Here is a 16,629-nt window from a genome sequence, read left to right as displayed (position 1 = left end):
ACCGGCCCCCGTGGGAGTCGACCAGCCACGCATCGAAGCGGCCGTCGCCGAGATCCTCGCCGCCATCGGTGAGGATCCCGGCCGGGCCGGCCTGGCGTCGACCCCGGAGCGGGTGGCGTCGGCCTACGCCGAGTTCTTCGCCGGTCTCGGCCAGGACCCGCTCGACCACCTGAGAGACACCGTGCCGGTCGGAGACCGGACCGGTGAACTGGTGCTGCTGCGTGACATCGAGTTCCGTTCCGTCTGCGAACACCACCTGCTGCCGTTCCTCGGCACCGCCCACCTGGCCTACCTGCCCGGTGAGCGCATCGTGGGACTGGGCAAACTGGCCAGCGTCGTGACGACCCTTGCCGCCAGGCCCCAACTGCAGGAACGGCTCACCGAAGAGATCGCCGACACCCTAGAGACCGGGCTGGCGCCGCGCGGGATCCTGGTGGTCCTCGATGCCAGCCACGGTTGCGTGACCACCAGGGGCCCCCGCCAGACCCACAGCTCCACCGTGACCATGGCCAGCCGTGGGGACCTGGCCTTGCCCGTTGCTCGCTCGGAGATCATCGCCCTCATCGGCGGGACGCAGGTCGTGCGGTGACCCTGGTGATGGGTGTGCTCAACGTCACCCCCGACTCGTTCAGCGACGGCGGCCGGTGGGCGAGTACCGACGCTGCCGTGCGGCACGCCGTGGACCTGCACTCCTCGGGAGCCGACCTCATCGACGTCGGCGGGGAATCCACCCGGCCCGGCGCCGACCGGGTGTCGCCCCAGGTCGAGCAGGACCGGGTACTGCCCGTGATCACCGAGCTGCGCCGGCTGGGCATCATGACCAGTGTCGATACTCTCAACTCCCAGACCGCCGAACGGGCCGCCGACGCCGGGGTCGACATCATCAACGACGTGTCCGGCGGCCTGGCCGACCCCGGTATGGCGGCGGTGGTCGCCCGCACCGGCCTCACATACATCGCGATGCACTGGCGCGGCCACGCCCGCACCATGGACACCCTCGCGGAGTACGACGACGTGGTCGCCACCGTGGTCGCTGAATTGACCGAACGAGTCGCCGTGCTCGAGGCTGCCGGGGTGGCGCGCAGCCAGATCGTGCTGGACCCCGGACTCGGCTTCAGCAAGGACGCCGAGCAGAACTGGCGGGTGTTCGCCAGGCTCGACGCCTTCGCTCCGCTCGGCCTACCCGTCATGGTCGGTGCCTCCCGCAAACGATTCCTGGCCGGCGTGCTGCCGGAAGACGCCACCATCATCGACCGGGATCTGCCGACCGCCGTGCTCAGCGTGCTCGCCGCCCAGGCGGGCGCCTGGGCTGTTCGGGTGCACGACGTGGTGGGCACCCGGGCCGCCCTCAACGTGCTCGCCCGGGTTGATTCGGCCAGAATAGGGTCATGAGCACCGACTCGATCACCCTCACCGGGCTGCGGATCACCGCGCACCACGGTGTCTTCGACTTCGAACGCGAGAACGGCCAGGAGTTCGTCATCGACGTGACGGTCTGGCTGGACTTCCGTGCGGCGGCGTCCGGTGACGACCTGACCCGCACCATCCACTACGGCGAACTCGCCGAGGAGGTCGCCGACGCCGTTCGTGGTGACCCCGTCGATCTCATCGAGACCCTCGCCGAGCGCATCGCCGACGTGGTGCTCGCGCACGGCGCCGCCGAACGCGTGCAGGTGACAGTGCACAAGCCGCAGGCTCCCATCGAGATCCCCTTCGCGGATGTGTCGGTGCAGATCGAGCGCACGCGAATCGAACGCACGCAAACCGAAGGGAGCCGCGCATGACCGACGCCGCAGCCGCTCCGGCACGCACCGCCGTGCTCGCACTGGGCAGCAACCTCGGTGACCGCGAGGGTACCCTGGCCGCCGCCGTGCGCGCCGTCGCCGAACTGCCGGGCGCGCAACTCACCGCGATCTCCCCGGTGTACGCCTCCGACGCCGTGAAGCCCGACGGGGTGGACCGCACCGCACCCGGATACCTCAATCTTGTGGTGAGCGTGCTCTGGACGGGCGAACCGCACGCCCTGCTCGACGCCGTCAACGCCATCGAAAACGACCACGGCCGGGTCCGGGAGGAACGCTGGGGCGACCGTACCCTGGACATCGACCTGATCTGCCTGGGCGACCTCCGCATCGACGACGACAGGCTCACCCTCCCGCACCCGCGCGCGGGGGAACGCGACTTCGTGCTGGCTCCCTGGCTCGACATCGACCCCGACGCCGAGCTTCCCGGCCGGGGCCGGGTGCGCGAACTCCTGGCCGTCGCCGCACGCACCGCCAGGGCGCATCCGGTGACCGCGAGCACCGACCCCGCGCATACCGAGGTCGCCCACACCGAGACCCTGCACGAGACACCGGGCCGGCCACGACCGGGCACACCGGACGACCTCACCGACGATCTCCCCGAGAACGAGGACGATCGCCGATGAAGCGCACCCACCCCACACCGCTGATCGCGCTGGGCCTGGCCGGGCTCGTCGTCGGGTTCCTGGTCGAACTGGCGGCGACGGCTTGGAGCGCGCCGATCATAGTTCCGCCGTTCACCCTGCCCCTGGCCCTGATCCTGATCGCGGTGATCCTCGTCTGCCTGGCCTGGCCCATCCGCCAGGCCACCAGAGGTCGGGCGACAAAACGCGTCGACCCGTTCCTGGCAATGCGGATCGCCCTGCTCGCCAAGGCATCCAGCCTGTCCAGTGCGCTCCTGCTCGGCGTGGGCCTCGGCATCGTGGCTTTCATCCTCACCCGGTCGGTGGTACCGGCGGTAACATCGTTGTGGCTCGCAATCGGGATGGCGCTCGGCGCCGTGCTCCTCCTCGCGGGCGGTCTCGTAGCGGAGCATTTCTGCACACTGCCGCCGGACGACCACGATCACGACAATGGGGGACCGAACGATGGCGGAGCAGCCCGTGCCTGACTACCCCGGCAGCGATCCCATCGAGGCCGTGGCGCCCGTCGGTGCCCGCCTCGACCTGCCGGAGGCGGGCGAATGGAAGCGCGTGTCGCCGAAGTACGTCATGGTCGAAATCGTGGGGACCGTCATCTTCCTGCTCATAGTGTGCGCCGCCGCCGGGGCCCTCTGGCTGCTGCTTGACCAGGTCTGGGCCGCCTGGGTGGGCGGCTTGATCGCGCTGATCACCCTGGTCTCGCTGGCATTCGAGCCCCGCCGGGTGCGCTCGATCGGGTACCAGCTGCGCGCCGACGACCTGCTTTTTCGGCGCGGCATCATGTACCAGCGGTTCGTGTCGGTGCCTTACGGCCGCATGCAACTGGTCGACATCACCCGCGGTCCGGTCGCGCGCCTGCTCGGCCTCGCCGACCTCAAGTTCGTCACGGCTGCCGCGTCCTCCGGCGTCGCGATCCCCGGCCTCGCCGAGGCCGACGCGGATGCCCTCCGCGACCGCCTGGTGGAACTGGCCGAGAGCAGGCGGGCCGGGCTGTGACCTCCCTCGCCGACGGGGACTGGCACCGCCTGCATCCAGCGAGCCCGGTGCTGCGCGGCGGCATCTTCGTCTTCGCCCTGCTCGGCTTCGTCATCGCCAACCTGCGCGAGCGCTTCGTCGACGTGGTCTTCGGGATCCCACGGCAATCCGGCGACCCCCTCGATGAGATCTACGAGCGCGGCGCCGTGGGCTGGGCGCTGCTCATCGCCGCCGCGATCCTCATCGTCATCCTCATCGCCTTCACCCTGTCCTGGCGGATGCACACCTTCAGGGTCAGCGACGAATCCGTCGAGGTCCGCAGCGGCATCCTGTTCCGCAGCCACCGGCAGGCGCGCCTGGACCGCATCCAGGGCGTTAACATCGTGCGCCCCCTCATCCCGAGGCTGTTCGGTGCGGCCAAGCTCGAGGTGAGCGTGGCCGGTCAGGACGCAAACGTGCAGCTCGCCTATCTCGGCTCTGCGCTGGCCGACGGGCTGCGCCGCGACATCCTGCAGCTGGCCTCCGGTGCACGCCAGCCCCGGCCCGTCGCAGGCGAGAGCGTGCCAGAGGCGCCGCTGCCGGCCGGCGACCCCGCACAGATCCCCGCCGACACGGCGACCGCCGCGCACGCCGGCCGCCGCCAGGCCCTGAACGACTACGCCACCAGCCGGGTGGGCGAATTCCTCGCCCCCGAACTGGACCCTGACGCCGCCCCGCCGGAGTCGGTCGTCCGGATCCCGGTGCTGCGGCTGATCGGCTCGATAGTGTTCAGCGGCTTCACGGTCTTCGTCGCCGTGGCCATCGTCGCTCTCATCGTGAGCGTCATCGTCGGCGGCAGCGAGTGGTTGCTGATCGCGATCTTCCCCGGCCTCATCGCGAGCATCGGATACTACGTCTCCAGGTTCACCAAATCGCTGCGGTACAGCATTGCCGGTACCAGGGACGGCGTGCGGGTGGGCTTCGGGCTGCTCACCACGAGCAACGAGACCCTGCCGCCCGGACGCATCCACGCCATCGGCGTGACCCAGCCGCTGGCCTGGCGGCCCTTCGGGTGGTGGCAGATCAGCATCAACAAGGCCGGCCACTCCACCAACGACGGCGCAGCCGGACAGGCGGCGACCACGGTGCTGCCGGTCGGGTCGCTGACCGACGTGGCGAAGGTCCTCGAGCTGATCCTGCCCGGGTTCGCGCTCGACGAGCAGCGGGTCCTGATCCAGCACGGCCTCATCTCCCGCGGCGGCGACGACGGCTTCCGCAACGCGCCCCGCCGGGCGGCCTGGCTGCGACCGTTCTCCTGGCGCCGCACCGGCTACGCGGTATCCGCCGGCGCCGTCCTGCTCCGCCGCGGCGTGCTGTCCAGGGAACTCGTTCTGGTGCCCCTGGCCCGTCTGCAAAGCGTCGGCATCAACCAGGGACCCGTCCGACGCCGTCTTCGACTGGCCACCGCCAGGCTGCACACCGTGACCGGACCGGTGACCGCGACCCTCGGCGTGCTCGACGTGGGGGAGGCCGTGCGCCTGCTGGAGACCGTCACCGCCGGTGCCGTCGCGTCCGCGGAGTCAGACACCAGCCACCACTGGAGTCGCATCGACCAGGACCCAGCGCCGACCCCGCGACCCGCCAGCCCGGTCGGTCCCGCCGCCGCCGCGGAGGTGACCTCGTGACGGTGCGACCGGGCCGTCTGGGGATCGGCGTCATCGGCGCGGGCCATGTCGGACCCATCCTCGCCGCCGCTCTCGCCGGCGCCGGGCACGCCCTGATCGGGATCTCCGCGATCTCGCAGGCCAGCCGTGACCGCGCGGAAGCGATCCTGCCGGGCGTTCCCGTGCTCACGGTGCCCGAGGTGGTGGAGCGCAGCGAACTGGTGATCATCGCGGTGCCGGACGACCAGCTCGACAGCCTCGTGACCGGCCTCGCGGCCACGGGAACCTGGCAGCCCGGCCAGCTCGTTCTGCACACCTCCGCACGCTACGGCACCAACGTGCTGCTGCCCGCCCAGCGGGCCGGCGCGATCCCGCTGGCCATCCACCCGGCGATGGCGTTCACGGGCACCAGCCTGGACATCAGCCGCCTGGCCGACAGCTACTTTGCCGTGACCGCCCCAGCCCCCGTGCTGCCGATCGCGCAGGCCCTGGTAGTGGAGATGGGCGGCGAACCGGTGATCGTGGCCGAGGGCGACCGGGAGGTCTACTCCGAGGCCATCGAGACCGCCACGGCGTTCTCCAGCTCGATCGTCGACCAATCCACCCGGCTGCTCAGCGAGATCGGCATCGAGGCGCCGGGAGCCGTGATCGCGCCGCTGGTGCGCTCGGCCATCGAGAACGCCCTCACTCGCACCGGCGCCAGGCATCCGCTCGACGACCTCGCCGATCTGGGCGACACCACCCACCTGCTCGACCCGCCATACCCGCCCCACCCGTTTGACCCGGAGGACCAGTGACCGTGCTCACCAAGCCAGAAGTCATCGACACGATAGACGAGCTGCGTAATAGCCTCTGCCTCGCCAAACAGAACGCCGCGGCCAGGGGCGGCGATGCCCACGTCGTGCTCGTTCCCACCATGGGCGCCCTGCACGCCGGGCACCGGGAGCTCGTGCGGCGTGCAGTCGCCGTCGGCGACATCGTGGTCGTGTCGGTCTTCGTCAACCCGCTGCAGTTCGGGGTGAACGAAGACCTTGACACCTACCCGCGCACCCTCGACGCCGACGTGGCGGCGCTGGCGGAGGAGGGCGCCGCATTCGTCTTCGCCCCGCACGCCCAGGAGATGTACCCGGACGGCGCCTCGTCGACCCGACTGACCGCAGGCGCGGTCGGCGGTCTCTACGAGGGTGCCGCCCGGCCCGGCCACTTCGACGGCATGCTCACCGTCGTCGCGAAGCTGTTGAACATCGTCGAACCCGACATCGCCGTCTTCGGTCAGAAGGACGCCCAGCAGGTTTTCCTGGTAGAGAGGATGGTCGCCGACCTCAATCTGCGGGTGCGCATCGAGGTCGTGCCCACGGTGCGGGAAGACAACGGCCTGGCCCGCTCGAGCCGCAACCGCAACCTCGACGAGCCCGCCCGCACCGCGGCCAGGTCGCTGTTCGTGGGCCTGACCGCGGCCGCGGCCGCGGCCCACTCCGGGGTTCCCGCCGCGATCGTTGCCGCCCACGCGGTGATCGGGGCCGCGCCTCTGGTTAAACTGGACTATCTGGTTGTCGTGCACCCGCACACCTTCCTGCCGGTCGACGACGACTACCGCGGCCAGGCCAGGATGCTGGTCGCCGCGGTGGTCGGCAGCACCCGGTTGATCGACAACATTTCACTGGACATCCCCTAACCGCTTTCAACGGGGTGCCGGGCCTGGCCCGTGTACGCCCACCGACGGAGAACCGCATGAGCACCACCCCCGACGCCGTGCCCGGCGACACGCCCAGCAACGATGACGCACAGGCCGCGGCCGAACTGACCGAGCAGAAGGCCGTGCGCCTGGCCAAGCGTGACCGCCTGAACGCGGCCGCGACCAGCCCGGCCGGCGGCGCCTACCCGGTGTCGGTGCCCGTCACCCACACCATCCCCGCCGTGCGCGCCCGGTACGGCGAGCTCGAAGCGGACGCCGCCACCGGCGAGACCGTTGGCCTGGCCGGTCGGGTGGTGCATCTGCGCAACACCGGCAAGCTCTGTTTCGCGAGCCTGCAGGCCGGCGACGGCAGCCGCATCCAGGCCATGGTGTCGCTCGCCGCCGTCGGCGACGAATCGTTGGCCGCCTGGAAGGACCTCGTCGACCTCGGCGACCACGTCTTTGTCGCCGGTGAGGTCATCTCCTCCCGCCGCGGCGAACTGTCGGTCATGGTCACCGAGTGGCAGATCGCCGCCAAGGCGCTGCTGCCGCTGCCGAACCTGCACTCCGAACTCAGCGAAGAGACCCGGGTGCGCAGCCGCTACCTCGACCTCATCGCCCGTGAGCAGGCCCGCCGCACCGTTGTGCAGCGCTCCCAGGCCGTCGCGAGCCTGCGCGCCACCTTCACCGCGCGCGGCTTCCTCGAGATCGAAACGCCGATGCTGCAGACCCTGCACGGCGGCGCCTCTGCCCGGCCGTTCTCCACCCACAGCAACGCGTTCGACACCGAACTGTTCCTGCGCATCGCACCGGAGCTGTTCCTCAAGCGCGCCGTCGTCGGCGGCATCGACAGGGTCTACGAGATCAATCGCAACTTCCGCAACGAGGGCGCCGACTCCACCCACTCGCCCGAATTCGCGATGCTCGAGGCCTACGAGGCCTACGGCGACTACACCTCGATCGCCGAGCTCACCCAGACCCTGATCCAGGATGCTGCTGCGGCCATCACCGGCGGCTCGCACGTGGTGACCTGGGCCGACGGAACCGAGTACGACCTGGGCGGCCAGTGGGACCGCATCAGCATGTACGACAGCCTCTCCGCCGCCGTGGGACGCACCATCAGCCCGGCCACCCCGCTGGCCGAGCTGCAGGCCCTGGCCGCCGCCGAAGGCGTCGAGGTCGACCACCCCATCCACGGCAAGTACGTCGAAGAGCTGTGGGAGCACTTCGTCAAGGGCGACTTGGTCCGGCCCACCTTCGTGCTCGACTTCCCGGTGGACACCAGCCCGCTGGTGCGCGGCCACCGCTCGATCGACGGCGTCGTGGAGAAGTGGGACCTCTACATCCGTGGCTTCGAACTGGCCACCGGCTACTCCGAGCTCGTCGACCCCGTCGTGCAGCGCGAACGCTTCGTGGAGCAGGCCCGGCTCGCCGCCGGCGGCGACCCGGAGGCGATGCGTCTGGACGAAGAATTCCTTCGGGCCCTGGAGCACGGCATGCCGCCCACCGGTGGCATGGGAATGGGCATCGACAGGTTGCTGATGGCCCTGACCGGCCTCGGTATCCGGGAGACCATTCTGTTCCCGTTGGTAAAGTAACCCGCATGATGACTTTTCTGCCCAAGGACCAGCTGAAGCCGGATGACGACGGAAAGAAGAAGGGCCCGTCGACCAACCGGATCATGATCTGGATCGTGGTGGGTGGCGTCGGCCTGTACCTGCTCGGTTCCGGGATCTTCGGCATCCTCACCAAGTAGCCCGGCGGCGGGCGCGTCCAGATCGCGTAGGCTGAAGGGACTATGGATAGCTTCTGGGCCAACGCTTTGTACTCGCTCGCGCCCACGGTTTTGGTCGGGGTGCTCTTCTGGATCATCGTGCGCGCCATCATCCGTTCAGACCGCACCGAACGAAACGCCTACGCGCGGGTCGAAGCCGAGGAGCGGGCCAGACTCGGCCTTGACAAACCGGCCGCCTAACCGTGTTCGGTATTGACCTTTCCACCATCCTTCTCGTGGTGGCATTCCTTGTTGACTTCGCCATCCGGGTGATCGCGATCATCGTCGTACCCCGCAACCGCAGGCCCACCTCCGGCATGGCGTGGCTGCTGGCGATCTTCCTGATCCCCTACCTCGGTTTCCTGCTCTTCCTGCTGATCGGCTATCGCACCCTGCCCAAGCGTCGGGTGGAAATGCAGGCCGAGATCAACCAGTTCATCCTCGACAGCACCGCCGGCATGGAACGCGTGCAACGCGACCACCCGTGGCCGGGTTGGCTCGAATCCGTGGTCGCGCTCAACCGCAATCTCGGCGCAATGCCGCTCGTCGGCGACAACCGGGCGCGGCTGCACGGCAACTATGAGGAGACCTTCGCCGCGATGGTCGCCGACATCGACAAGGCCCGGAAGTACGTGCATGTCGAGTTTTACATCCTCTCCCTCGACCCCACCACCACGCCGTTCTTCGACGCTTTGGAGAACGCCGTCAAGCGCGGCGTGACGGTGCGGGTGCTGATGGACCACATCCAGTCGATGCGGAAGCCGGGCTTCAAACAGACCAAGAAACGGCTCACCGAATCCGGGGTGCAGTGGCAGCTGATGCTGCCGCTGCAGCCGTTCAAGGGCCAGTGGCAGCGGCCCGACCTGCGCAACCACCGCAAACTCGTCATCGTCGACGGCCGGGTCGGGTTCATGGGCTCGCAGAACGTGATCGACCGCACCTACAACATGAAGAGCAACATCCGCCGCGGCCTCAAATGGAAAGACCTGATGGTGCGGCTCGAAGGCCCCATCGTCTCGGGCCTGAACGCGATCTTCATCACCGACTGGTACAGCGAGACCAACGAGCTGCTCACCCGCGACATCGAGCCCGTGCACCCCGAGGACATCTCGGATGCCATCGACTGCCAGGTCGTGCCCAGCGGACCCGGCTTCGAGGGCGAGAACAACCTGCGCCTGTTCCTCGCGCTGCTGTACTACGCGCAGGAACGCATCGTGATCACCAGCCCGTATTTCGTGCCGGACGAGTCGATCATGTACGCGATCACGACAGCCGTGCAGCGCGGCCTGCACGTGGAACTTTTCGTCTCCGAGATCGGCGACCAGGCTCTCGTTTACCACGCACAACGTTCCTACTACGAGGAACTACTGCAGGCGGGCGTGAAGATCTACATGTACAAGGCGCCGTACGTTCTGCACGCCAAGCACTTCACCATCGACGACGACGTCGCCGTGATCGGCTCGAGCAACATGGACATGCGTTCGTTCAGCCTCAACTTCGAGGTGTCCCTGATGGTGCGTGGGGCGTCGTTCGTGCAGGCGCTGCGGGCGGTGGAGGACGGCTACCGGGCAGACAGTCGGGAGCTCACCCTCGACGAGTGGATGAAGCAGCCGTTGCGCTCGACGATCCTCGACAACCTGGCCAGGCTGACCTCCGCCGTGCAGTAGCCGCGGCCGGCGAACCGCGGTTCAGCGGCGGGGTTTGAGCCGCACGGTGGGCAGCATCGGCGCAGGCAGCGGAGCACCATGGTACGCGACGTGGCCGAACCGGCCGGCGGCATCCGAGCCGTCGATCACCTCCGCCTGCCACTGGTCCCGCCAGGCGGAGATCTCCTCGTGGCTGCGGCCGATGAAATTCCACCACATCACGATCTGCTCGCCGAGCGGCTCACCGCCCAGCAGCAGCACCCGGGCCGGGCTGTCGCCGGTGTTCTCCAGGCGGATGACCGGACGTCCGCTGTCGATGAAGCCCAGTTCGTTCCGGTGCACTGGTGCGCCGCCGACACTGACGGTGCCGACGTCGACGAGCACCCCGTGTTCGAAAGACCGGTCGACGTCGAGGTCGATCGACGACCCGGCCGGCAGGTCGATCTGAGCGCCGACCAGCGGGGTGTCCCCGGTGGCGGCGGCGGTCTGTCCGGCCAGGGTACCCAGGAACACGTGCAGGGTGACCGCGCCGCGCGTCACCGGTGTGATGACGTGGTTCTCGAAGTGCGGCGCCTGGTGTCGGGTGAGCTCGGGCAGGGCGATCCACAGCTGCACCCCGTGCAGCGCCGTGGTGTCTGGTGTGGACACCTCGGAGTGGCTGATACCGGAACCCGCGGTCATCAGGTTCAGCTCGCCCGGCCGGACCAGGGCGAGGCTGCCGACGCTGTCACGGTGCTCGACCTCGCCGGCGAACAGCCAGCTCGCCGTCTGCAACCCGGTGTGCGGATGAGGGGGCACCACCATCCCGCCGGTGACCGACACGTCGTCCGGGCCGTAGTGATCGACGAAGCACCAGGCGCCGATCAGGCTTCTCGCGCGCTGGGGGAGAGTGCGACGCACGCCCATCGCCCGCAGACCGCCCAGGGGAACATCCCGGGGCTGCAGGATGACAATACCCACCTCGGTGGTCGTGCTGGGGTCACAGACGAGTTCGACCGGTTCGGTTTCGAGGTTGCTCACACTGTGAGCTTATTCCGGGCGTGCCGGGGTGCGTAGCGGTTCGAGCGGCTCGGTCGGGCCGGTCTGCCCGCGCAGATCGTCGGGGTCTGCCGGCGGCAACGGGAGGGTGGGGTTGACCGGTTCGGTGCCGGCCTCGGCCGTCGGTTCCTGCGGCCCCGGGGGCGTGCCCGGCCTCGTCCCGGGGACCGGCGGAATCCCGGGCGCGACCGGCGGCCGCTGCAGCAACTCGACGAGCAGAACGGCAATCAGCGCCAGGACCGCCGTCCAAATGATCACCGGTACAGCAAGCGGGCGCCAGAAGATAGCGACCGCGGCTGCAGCAAGCCCGATCAGCACGTGGGCCAGGCGCCGGTAGTGATAGAGGAAGTCCCCGAAGCTGCCCGTCGTGACCCCGGCGTTCGCCGCCGCCGCCCGGAGCCGGGCGCTGGTGCCGATGGTGGCCCGCCGCACGATCGTCGACCCACGGAAAGGCCCGGCCAGGTACGCCACCACGGCCACGGTGAAGCCGACGAGCCCCACCGACAGGGCCGTGGTGTTGATGAACGGCACCACGGCGTCATACAGCGCCTGTGCCACGTTGTTGGGGAGGTACGTGGGCGACAGCGCGCTGATGAAGAGGATCCGCCCCACCGCGATCCCGGCGGCGAGCACGGCCATGGCCAGGGCCAGGGTGAGTCCGGCCCAGATCATGGTGCGGGAGCGTCGTTTGGCCACCAGCACGCCGAGGACGATCAGGCCTAGGCTCACCAGCGGCAGGACGAAACCGAGCACGTTCAGCAGCTGATACCCGGTGCGCGCCTGCACCAACGAGTCGGACTGGGCCACCACGATGGTGCGATCGACCTCGGGGATGTTCGTCGCCAACGAGAAGCCCCGGTCGACCAGTTCCTTCTTCACTTCTGCGATGATCGGCCCGAGCTGGATGCCGAGTTCGCCGGTGTCGCTGATCACCAGCGCCGTGGAGGTGTCACCCTCCAGCGCCGCGATGACCTGGGTCTGGCTGGTGCGCAGCGCCTGTTCCCACAGCTCGGCGAAGGCATCCGAGGCGACGATATTGGTGGCTGCGGACTCGATCAGCTGCTGGACCCCCTGCGCGGCGGGTGTCTCGAGCAGCGCCAGGGCGTCTTTGGCGGCCTGCGGCAGGTCGAGGCTCTCCAGCCCGGTGAAGAGATCGCTGGTGATGGTGTTGATGTCGACGTTCTCGTTGACCACCGCGACGATCTCGTCAACCAGGTACGCCTGCACCGCGGGGTCGTCCGCGAGCGGGGCGAGCGAGGCGACGAACCTGTCGGTGTCATTGATGTAGCCCTTGGTCCAGTAGGCCACCACGCTCACCGGGGCCAGGAGCACCCCGATCGTGATCAGCAGCGCCGCAAAAAACGCCCGCCACCTGGCGGACGCTCGGTGTTCAGCGGCCGGGCCGAGCTGTCCGCGCAGCCGAGCGTTCTCGGCGGAGAGCCGGGCGATCTCGGCGGCGGGGTCGGCGCGGCCGTTCGTGCGAGCCGGTTTGGCGAGGTTCGAGGAGCCGTCCATGTGCCGCCGCCTTTCGCCTGCGGGTGCAGGTCGCAAAATCGTGGAGCCTGAGTGCTCACAGTATTTGCGCAGTCCGGTGCCCTCGCAAGGGCATCACGCTGCTGGCCTGGCTCAGTCGGCGCGCACGAGCAGGTCGCCGACCTCGCAGTCCAGGGCGGCGCAGACCGCGGCCAGGGTCGAATACCGGATGGCCCTGGCCCGGTCGTTCTTGAGGACCGACAGGTTGACCACGCTGACTCCGACAAGCTCGCTGAGCCTGGTGAGTGTCATCCCGCGCTCGATGAGCAGCGCGTCGAGCCGGCAGTGGATGCCCGTGGCCTCGTCGTCGGCGGCGGGCGCCACTAGACGAGTCCGTCGGTCTCGCGTTGCAGACGCTGGCCGAGGGAAATGGCGGCGGCGGCGACGAGGAGCACGAGTCCGGTGCCGGCGGGTGCGAGGTCGACGAGGGTGGCCAGTGGCCAGAAGCCGTCAGGGGCGTCGCCGTTCAGCTCGCCCGCGGCGATCATGCGGCCCAGCCCGCCCAAGCCCTGCCCCAGCACGGTGCCCAGCAGCAATGCGTAGCCGACCAGGGCGACCAGCCAGAAGACCGGACGGTTGAACGGGCGGCGGCGCAGTACGCTCCAGCAGAAATAGAAAACCGTCGCCGAGACCAGCAGCGCCGTGGCCAACGCGGTGGAGCCCTCCAGGGTGAGCAGAAACCTGGGCAGTGCGCTGAGCCCGGTGACGGTGACCTCGGCCGTGTCGAAATTGCCGCCGTGGATCTGCGCGGTGCCGGTTGACGCTGCCGACGGCAGGGGAGCATCCGCGAAGAGTGTGACGACGAACCTGTCGGTGAGGAGCTGCCCGACCAGGGTGACGGCGCCGATGCCGGTCGCCAGAAGCCCCGAGAGCACGGCCCCGATCAGTACCAGCCAGGTGAGAACCCTGCCGAGCCGGTGTTCCAGCCGGGACGTGCGTTGCGCCCTCTCAGCCTGGGCTGTTTTCATCACGAGATGCTCCTAACGATTATCGATATGAATACCGATCACGACCATATCGTTTGTCGTTGTGCTGAGCAAGGGCCTCAGTCGAGCTGCCCCGCTGCGGTCCACCTGCTCCGTTGCGCCGGCGCAACTCGTCCGAACGGGGGCAGGTCGGGGAAAATGCCGCGGAACCGCCGGCGCTGCAGGAGACGGAGGCGAGCGCGGGAGTCACATGTGTCACGCCCATGGCGAACAGAGGCACGCATCCGGGCATCCGCTGGTTACTCTCTTTGTATCGGTGCCATAACCGCCCTGGCGCCAAGGGAGTGTTCATATGTTTGAGAGATTTACCGACCGAGCTCGTCGTGTCGTCGTCCTGGCCCAGGAAGAGGCCAAGATGCTCAACCACAACTACATCGGAACCGAGCACATTCTGCTCGGGCTCATCCACGAGGGTGAAGGCGTGGCCGCCAAGGCCCTGGAGAGCCTCGGCATCTCGCTGGATGCCGTGCGCGAACAGGTGCAGGACATCATCGGCCAGGGTCAGCAGCAGCCGACCGGGCACATTCCGTTCACGCCGCGCGCCAAGAAGGTCCTCGAGCTGAGCCTGCGCGAAGCGTTGCAGCTCGGCCATAACTACATCGGAACCGAGCACATCCTGCTCGGGCTCATCCGCGAGGGCGAGGGCGTGGCCGCCCAGGTGCTGGTCAAGCTCGGCGCCGACCTCAACCGGGTGCGCCAGCAGGTCATCCAGCTCCTTTCCGGCTACCAGGGGAAGGAGCAGGTGCAGGTGGGTGCGAACGAGACCGCGGCCAACCCCGCGGGCAGCCAGATTCTCGACCAGTTCGGGCGCAACCTCACCCAGGCGGCGCGCGACAACAAACTCGACCCCGTCATCGGGCGCGAGAAGGAGATCGAGCGGGTCATGCAGATCCTCTCCCGCCGCTCCAAGAACAACCCCGTGCTCATCGGTGAACCCGGCGTCGGCAAGACCGCCGTCGTCGAGGGCCTCGCCCAGGCGATCGTCAAGGGCGATGTGCCCGAGACGCTGAAGGACAAGCAGCTCTACTCGCTCGACCTCGGCTCGCTCATCGCCGGCAGCCGCTACCGCGGTGACTTCGAGGAACGCCTGAAGAAGGTCACCAAGGAGATCCGCACCCGCGGCGACATCATCGTGTTCATCGACGAGATCCACACCCTCGTCGGAGCCGGTGCCGCCGAGGGTGCCATCGACGCGGCGTCGATCCTCAAGCCCCTGCTCGCCCGCGGTGAACTGCAGACCATCGGCGCCACCACGCTGGACGAGTACCGCAAGCACTTCGAGAAGGATGCCGCGCTCGAGCGCCGCTTCCAGCCCATCCAGGTGAACGAGCCGTCGCTGCCGCACACCATCAACATCCTCAAGGGGCTGCGCGACCGGTATGAGGCGCACCACAAGGTGTCCATCACCGACGGCGCCCTCGTGGCCGCGGCCAACCTCGCCGACCGGTACGTCTCCGACCGCTTCCTGCCGGACAAGGCCATTGACCTGATCGACGAGGCCGGCGCACGCCTGCGCCTGTCGATCCTGTCCAGCCCGCCGGAGCTGCGCGAATTCGACGAGAAGATCGCCGTGGTGCGTGCCGCCAAGGAAACCGCGATCGAGGACCAGGACTTCGAGAAGGCCGCGGGCCTGCGCGACGAGGAGAAGAACCTCCTCGGCGAGCGTCTGCGTCTGGAGAAGAAGTGGAAATCCGGCGACGTCAAGACCACCGCGGTCGTCGACGAGGGCCTGATCGCCGAGGTCCTGGCCCAGGCCACCGGCATCCCCGTCTTCAAGCTCACTGAAGAAGAGTCCTCGCGGCTGGTCTTCATGGAGAAGGCACTGCACCAGCGAGTCATCGGTCAGGAAGAGGCCATCTCGGCACTCGCCAAGACCATCCGTCGCACCCGTGCGGGACTCAAGGACCCGAAGCGTCCGAGCGGTTCGTTCATCTTCGCCGGCCCCACCGGTGTCGGCAAGACCGAGCTGGCCAAGGCGCTCGCGGAGTTCCTCTTCGACGACGAGGCCGCCATGATCTCGCTCGACATGAGCGAGTACGGCGAGAAGCACACGGTCTCGCGCCTGTTCGGTGCTCCTCCCGGGTTCGTCGGCTTCGAAGAGGGTGGCCAGCTCACCGAGAAGGTGCGCCGCAAGCCGTTCTCCGTTGTGCTGTTCGACGAGATCGAGAAGGCTCACCCCGACATCTTCAACTCGCTCCTCCAGATTCTGGAAGAGGGCCGGTTGACGGATGGCCAGGGTCGCGTGATCGACTTCAAGAACACCGTCATCATCATGACCACCAACCTCGGCACCAGGGACATCAGCGGCTCGCCCGTCGGTTTCCAGCTCGAGGGCGACACGGCCACCAGCTACGACCGGATGCGCGGAAAGGTGAACGAGGAACTGAAGAAGCACTTCAAGCCCGAGTTCCTCAACCGCGTCGACGAGATCATCGTCTTCCCGCAGCTGTCCAAGCCCGAACTGCTGCAGATCGTGGACCTGTTCATCAAGCGCCTGGGCGACCGGCTGCTCGACCGCGACATGACCATCGACCTCACCCTCGCGGTGAAGGAGCACCTCATCGAGGTCGGCTTCGACCCCGCGCTGGGCGCCCGGCCGCTGCGTCGCGCGATCCAGCGTGAGGTGGAGGACCGCCTGAGCGAGAAGATCCTGCACGGCGAACTGAACGCCGGCGACCACGTGCACGTGGACTTCGTCGATGGGGAGTACGTGTTAACCACGACGAACCGCAACGAGGCCGTCTCGGTGGGCATCAATACCGCCGCGGCTGTCGGAACCGGACCGGGCACGCCCGATCTGGCCATCACCAGCGAATAGGCACAACAGCTCCACACGAACGGCCCGGCGGACATCCGCCGGGCCGTTTGTCGTCCGCCCCTAGACTTGACCTTCCGGCACAACAGAATCGGTCGCGG

General features: G+C 68.4%; 18 protein-coding genes. 14 read left to right on the top strand and 4 right to left on the bottom strand.

Going from position 1 to position 16,629, the window contains the following annotated elements; translation table 11 throughout:
* Positions 1-10 precede the first annotated feature (10 nt).
* From folE to cls, 13 genes are all read left to right on the top strand, one after another.
* Positions 11-589 (top strand): GTP cyclohydrolase I, encoded by a 579-nt coding sequence (gene folE, locus C3B61_RS14550; protein WP_174776268.1) that lies wholly within the window; start codon positions 11-13, stop codon positions 587-589.
* A complete protein-coding gene (gene folP, locus C3B61_RS14545; protein WP_103461328.1) occupies positions 586-1,392 on the top strand; it encodes a dihydropteroate synthase in 807 nt (268 codons plus the stop codon). Before folE ends, folP begins: the two co-directional genes overlap by 4 nt.
* The gene (gene folB / locus C3B61_RS14540; RefSeq protein WP_103461327.1) at positions 1,389-1,784 is read left to right on the top strand and encodes a dihydroneopterin aldolase; all 396 of its coding nucleotides are present in this window, start codon (positions 1,389-1,391) and stop codon (positions 1,782-1,784) included. The genes folP and folB overlap by 4 nt, the downstream gene beginning before the upstream one ends.
* The gene (gene folK, locus C3B61_RS14535; RefSeq protein ID WP_103461326.1) at positions 1,781-2,428 is read left to right on the top strand and encodes a 2-amino-4-hydroxy-6-hydroxymethyldihydropteridine diphosphokinase; all 648 of its coding nucleotides are present in this window, start codon (positions 1,781-1,783) and stop codon (positions 2,426-2,428) included. The genes folB and folK overlap by 4 nt, the downstream gene beginning before the upstream one ends.
* Positions 2,425-2,913 carry a DUF3180 domain-containing protein gene (locus C3B61_RS14530; RefSeq protein WP_088457314.1) on the top strand — a complete coding sequence of 163 codons (489 nt, stop codon included), beginning with the start codon at positions 2,425-2,427 and terminating at the stop codon, positions 2,911-2,913. Before folK ends, C3B61_RS14530 begins: the two co-directional genes overlap by 4 nt.
* A gap of 100 nt (positions 2,914-3,013) precedes the next feature.
* Entirely contained in the window at positions 3,014-3,439 is a 426-nt protein-coding gene (locus C3B61_RS14525; protein ID WP_370290155.1) for a PH domain-containing protein, read from the top strand.
* Positions 3,436-5,082 carry a PH domain-containing protein gene (locus C3B61_RS14520; RefSeq protein WP_103461324.1) on the top strand — a complete coding sequence of 549 codons (1,647 nt, stop codon included), beginning with the start codon at positions 3,436-3,438 and terminating at the stop codon, positions 5,080-5,082. Before C3B61_RS14525 ends, C3B61_RS14520 begins: the two co-directional genes overlap by 4 nt.
* On the top strand, positions 5,079-5,858 hold the full coding sequence (locus C3B61_RS14515) for a Rossmann-like and DUF2520 domain-containing protein (protein ID WP_103461323.1): 780 nt from the start codon (positions 5,079-5,081) through the stop codon (positions 5,856-5,858). The genes C3B61_RS14520 and C3B61_RS14515 overlap by 4 nt, the downstream gene beginning before the upstream one ends.
* A 2-nt stretch (positions 5,859-5,860) precedes the next feature.
* Complete coding sequence (gene panC / locus C3B61_RS14510; RefSeq protein ID WP_370290157.1) at positions 5,861-6,736, top strand: pantoate--beta-alanine ligase; 876 nt, start codon at positions 5,861-5,863, stop codon at positions 6,734-6,736.
* A gap of 56 nt (positions 6,737-6,792) precedes the next feature.
* The gene (gene lysS / locus C3B61_RS14505; protein ID WP_103461321.1) at positions 6,793-8,334 is read left to right on the top strand and encodes a lysine--tRNA ligase; all 1,542 of its coding nucleotides are present in this window, start codon (positions 6,793-6,795) and stop codon (positions 8,332-8,334) included.
* A 5-nt stretch (positions 8,335-8,339) separates the two neighbouring features.
* A complete protein-coding gene (locus tag C3B61_RS19760; RefSeq protein ID WP_165787931.1) occupies positions 8,340-8,492 on the top strand; it encodes a hypothetical protein in 153 nt (50 codons plus the stop codon).
* A gap of 42 nt (positions 8,493-8,534) precedes the next feature.
* Complete coding sequence (locus tag C3B61_RS19755; RefSeq protein WP_165787932.1) at positions 8,535-8,711, top strand: hypothetical protein; 177 nt, start codon at positions 8,535-8,537, stop codon at positions 8,709-8,711.
* Positions 8,712-8,722: 11 nt separating this feature from the next.
* The gene (cls, locus tag C3B61_RS14500; RefSeq protein ID WP_103461352.1) at positions 8,723-10,177 is read left to right on the top strand and encodes a cardiolipin synthase; all 1,455 of its coding nucleotides are present in this window, start codon (positions 8,723-8,725) and stop codon (positions 10,175-10,177) included.
* A gap of 21 nt (positions 10,178-10,198) precedes the next feature.
* Here cls and C3B61_RS14495 read toward each other — a convergent pair whose 3' ends face one another.
* The 4 genes from C3B61_RS14495 to C3B61_RS14480 all read right to left on the bottom strand — a co-directional run bounded on the left by C3B61_RS14495 (position 10,199) and on the right by C3B61_RS14480 (position 13,698).
* Entirely contained in the window at positions 10,199-11,176 is a 978-nt protein-coding gene (locus C3B61_RS14495; RefSeq protein ID WP_103461320.1) for a pirin family protein, read from the bottom strand.
* Between the two features lie 9 nt (positions 11,177-11,185).
* Entirely contained in the window at positions 11,186-12,709 is a 1,524-nt protein-coding gene (locus C3B61_RS14490; protein ID WP_103461319.1) for a hypothetical protein, read from the bottom strand.
* A gap of 111 nt (positions 12,710-12,820) precedes the next feature.
* Positions 12,821-13,051, bottom strand: a complete 231-nt coding sequence (locus C3B61_RS14485; protein ID WP_088457306.1) for a helix-turn-helix domain-containing protein — start codon at positions 13,049-13,051, stop codon at positions 12,821-12,823.
* Positions 13,051-13,698, bottom strand: a complete 648-nt coding sequence (locus C3B61_RS14480; protein ID WP_133160308.1) for a hypothetical protein — start codon at positions 13,696-13,698, stop codon at positions 13,051-13,053. The genes C3B61_RS14485 and C3B61_RS14480 overlap by 1 nt, the downstream gene beginning before the upstream one ends.
* Positions 13,699-14,005: 307 nt before the next feature.
* Here C3B61_RS14480 and C3B61_RS14475 point away from each other — a divergent pair, with 307 nt between their 5' ends.
* On the top strand, positions 14,006-16,531 hold the full coding sequence (locus tag C3B61_RS14475) for an ATP-dependent Clp protease ATP-binding subunit (protein WP_103461317.1): 2,526 nt from the start codon (positions 14,006-14,008) through the stop codon (positions 16,529-16,531).
* Positions 16,532-16,629: the final 98 nt, after the last annotated feature.

This window comes from Cryobacterium zongtaii, assembly GCF_002909375.1.
GTDB lineage: Bacteria > Actinomycetota > Actinomycetes > Actinomycetales > Microbacteriaceae > Cryobacterium > Cryobacterium zongtaii.
Note: the sequence above shows the minus strand (reverse complement) of the source record. Positions and strands in the feature narration are given on the sequence as shown.

Coding starts and splice junctions, on each gene's coding strand:
- C3B61_RS19760 (WP_165787931.1), top strand. CDS start 8,340: ATGATGACTTTTCTGCCCAAGGACCAGCTGAAGCCGGATGACGACGGA.
- folK (WP_103461326.1), top strand. CDS start 1,781: ATGACCGACGCCGCAGCCGCTCCGGCACGCACCGCCGTGCTCGCACTG.
- C3B61_RS14525 (WP_370290155.1), top strand. CDS start 3,014: ATGGTCGAAATCGTGGGGACCGTCATCTTCCTGCTCATAGTGTGCGCC.
- C3B61_RS14490 (WP_103461319.1), bottom strand. CDS start 12,709: ATGGACGGCTCCTCGAACCTCGCCAAACCGGCTCGCACGAACGGCCGC.
- C3B61_RS14475 (WP_103461317.1), top strand. CDS start 14,006: ATGTTTGAGAGATTTACCGACCGAGCTCGTCGTGTCGTCGTCCTGGCC.
- C3B61_RS14530 (WP_088457314.1), top strand. CDS start 2,425: ATGAAGCGCACCCACCCCACACCGCTGATCGCGCTGGGCCTGGCCGGG.
- lysS (WP_103461321.1), top strand. CDS start 6,793: ATGAGCACCACCCCCGACGCCGTGCCCGGCGACACGCCCAGCAACGAT.
- folB (WP_103461327.1), top strand. CDS start 1,389: ATGAGCACCGACTCGATCACCCTCACCGGGCTGCGGATCACCGCGCAC.
- C3B61_RS19755 (WP_165787932.1), top strand. CDS start 8,535: ATGGATAGCTTCTGGGCCAACGCTTTGTACTCGCTCGCGCCCACGGTT.